Source organism: Kitasatospora sp. NPDC092286 (assembly GCF_044755565.1).
In the GTDB taxonomy this organism is placed as follows: domain Bacteria; phylum Actinomycetota; class Actinomycetes; order Streptomycetales; family Streptomycetaceae; genus Kitasatospora.
On the sequence record NZ_JBIVRD010000111.1, the window covers coordinates 1 to 2632 of the forward strand.

General features: G+C 69.0%; 3 protein-coding genes. 1 reads left to right on the forward strand and 2 read right to left on the reverse strand.

What is annotated here, in order from left to right:
- Both ACIQIB_RS39355 and ACIQIB_RS39360 read right to left on the reverse strand, forming a co-directional pair.
- On the reverse strand, positions 1-1268 hold a 1268-nt coding region (locus tag ACIQIB_RS39355; protein WP_400764274.1), incomplete at its 3' end, for a glycoside hydrolase family 15 protein.
- Positions 1269-1476: 208 nt separating this feature from the next.
- Positions 1477-2136 (reverse strand): NADPH-dependent FMN reductase, encoded by a 660-nt coding sequence (locus ACIQIB_RS39360; protein WP_400656908.1) that lies wholly within the window; start codon positions 2134-2136, stop codon positions 1477-1479.
- Between ACIQIB_RS39360 and ACIQIB_RS39365 the strand changes: the two genes are divergently transcribed.
- Positions 2135-2536 carry a hypothetical protein gene (locus ACIQIB_RS39365; protein WP_400764276.1) on the forward strand — a complete coding sequence of 134 codons (402 nt, stop codon included), beginning with the start codon at positions 2135-2137 and terminating at the stop codon, positions 2534-2536. The genes ACIQIB_RS39360 and ACIQIB_RS39365 overlap by 2 nt on opposite strands.
- Positions 2537-2632: the final 96 nt, after the last annotated feature.

Here is a 2632-nt window from a genome sequence, read left to right on the forward strand (position 1 = left end):
GACGTCGGACTCGCCCTGGTCACCAACCAATAGCGAACAGACAGGCGATAACCCGAACGCCACAGAAGATGATCAATGGAGGTCAAACGACAAGCCCAGTGACCGCTGCTGATCGGCTGCCCCCACTTGTCGTAGAGATAGACGGAGTCGATCAGCGCGCCGTAGATGTCCAGCTGGAGCTGCTGGGTGGCGGCGTTTCCCACCCGGACCGGCGCCGACCCCAGGTAGCCCTCGAAGTGGGACAGCTCGTACTCGGGCAGGTCGCAGCGCCCGTCGATGCCGTACATGATCTGCAGCGGGCCGGTCGCGTTGGTGCCCCGCATGATCCCGTGCTCGGAGATGAAGCCCATGAAGGCCTCGGCCTCCGAGGTGAAACCCAGGCGGAGCATGGCGTAGGTGCAGAAGGCCGCGTCGCGGACCCACACGTAGCGGTAGTCCCAGTTGCGCTCGCCGCCGATCTGCTCGGGCAGGCTGGTGGTCGGGGCGGCGACGATCGCGCCGGTGGGCGCGTAGGTGAGCAGCTTCAGGACCAGGGCCGAGCGATGCACCATCTCCCGCCACCGCCCGTGGTACTGCGAGCGGGACAGCCAGTGGCGCCAGAACCGGACGGTGGCCTCGAACTGCCGCTCCGCCTCCAGGTGGGGGCAGGAACGCGGGCTGACACCGCTGCTCACCCGGTCGAGGGCGAACACCGCGGACTCGCCCTCCAGCAGCTTGAAGTGCGACCACACGTCCACGCCGTCGGTCTCGACCGGCACGGTGGTGGTCAGCGCCAGGGACAGTGAGGGGGAGCGGAACTCCGTGTAACCGCTCCCGAGCTCCACGGTGTGCGTCTCGGTCCCGTAGCCGAAGCGCGGGGCGATCTTCGCCCGGAACGGGAGCGTCCCGCGGACACAGAGCACCCGCCGGATCAGCCGGTGGCGGTCCGCCTCGCGGGACTCGTCGACGACGGGCATGAAGTCCTGGATCTCCGCCACCCCGTCCGCCGCGAAGAAGCGCGTGATCAAGACGTTGGTGTCGGGGAAGTAGAACTGCCGGGTACGGGCCGGCACGTCCGCGGACAGCTCGAAGCGGCCGCCCCGGTCCGCGTCGAGTATGGACGCGAACACGCTGGGTGCATCGAATCGCGGGCAGCAGTACCAGTCGATGGTGCCGTCGGTGGCGACGAGCGCGGCGGTACGGAGATCACCGATCAGACCGTGCTCGGAGATCGGCGGATACCGGGAACCGTCCGGCTGTCCGAATCCGCCTCTGCCGTACTGCGCCATGGCGGCCTCCTCACCCGGTACTGCGGGACATCGAGCCGAACCTCTCGTCTCATGCTAGATCGCGGCACGTTGGGGCGCCGAAGCGAACCGGTACGCCGGGGACGCCGGTGCCGGACGGGTGGCCCCGGACGACGTTGGCCCCCAGGAGCAGTTGGGCCGGGCCCAAGGGGCACGCGCGTGCGCGGAACGGGTCGGGTAGCCCCCGTCCTCAGTCCTGGGCCCGCTGGGTGACCGGGGCGTCGGTGCGGTCACCGAGGAACTCGTACCAGCGGCGTCGCAGGCAGACGTAGCGCACATCGGCCTCGACCAGGCGCAGGAAGGACGTGACGGTGTCGGACAGCCGTTGCCGGAGACCGGAGTCGACGAGGTCGCCGCTGTCGGTGAAGCCCTGGTAGGCGTTGGCGAGGCTGAACATGTCGGGGTAGACCCGGGTGCCGAGATGCTCCAGGGGCACCCGGAGCGCCCACAGACCGCGGTTGCCGCCGATCAGGGAGGGTGACGCGGAGACCAGCATGGCGTGCTTGTCCTTGAAGGGCTGCGGCCGGACCCGGGAGACCCAGTCGATCGCGTTCTTCAGGACACCGGGCGTGGAGGCGTTGTACTCGGGCGAGGAGATCACGAAGGCGTCGCACCGTTCGATCCGGTCCCGCAGTTCCAGCGCGCCCTGTGGCAGCCCTCGCGCGGCTTCGGCATCGCCGTCGTAGAGGGGCATGTCGAAGTCACCGAAGTCCGCGAGGTCGGCTTCGGCCCCGGCGTCGGTGACGATCCGGGCGACCAGTGAGGCGAGCTTGGCGTTGACCGAGTCGGCTCTCAGCGACGCGCCGAAGACCAGCACGCGCAGCGGCCCGGGGCCAGCGTCCGTGGTCATGATCGTGCTCTCCTCACTCAAGGGGTATGTCGGTCGTTCGTGCCGGATCGCGACGCCGGGGGCTCCTGACCCGCCGGCCCCGGACGCCGTCCTGGCACACACCACCGCCGAGCGGCCCCGGCCGCCGGCATCGACATCGTGCAGCCGACCACAGATCACCGTTGTCCGGCGCCAACACGCCCGGCACCGGGCCGTCGGACCACCCCGACGGCCCGGCTCCCGGGACCGGATCTCCCGCCGCGCCCACGACGTCACCAACAGCCCCGGTGCCCCCTCCGTCTACGTCAACGGCGTCGGCAACCTCGGCGGCTTCGGTGACGTCCAGCGCTGGATGGCGATGCTGATCGGCATTACCGGCCAGGTCGGTTCCACGGGCGAATGGAACCGCGACAAACTCTGACCTTGTCGTTTGACCTCCATTGATCATCTTCTGTGGCGTTCGGGTTATCGCCTGTCTGTTCGCTATTGGTTGGTGACCAGGGCGAGTCCGACGTCA

Coding starts and splice junctions, on each gene's coding strand:
- ACIQIB_RS39360 (WP_400656908.1), bottom strand. CDS start 2,136: ATGACCACGGACGCTGGCCCCGGGCCGCTGCGCGTGCTGGTCTTCGGC.
- ACIQIB_RS39365 (WP_400764276.1), top strand. CDS start 2,135: ATGATCGTGCTCTCCTCACTCAAGGGGTATGTCGGTCGTTCGTGCCGG.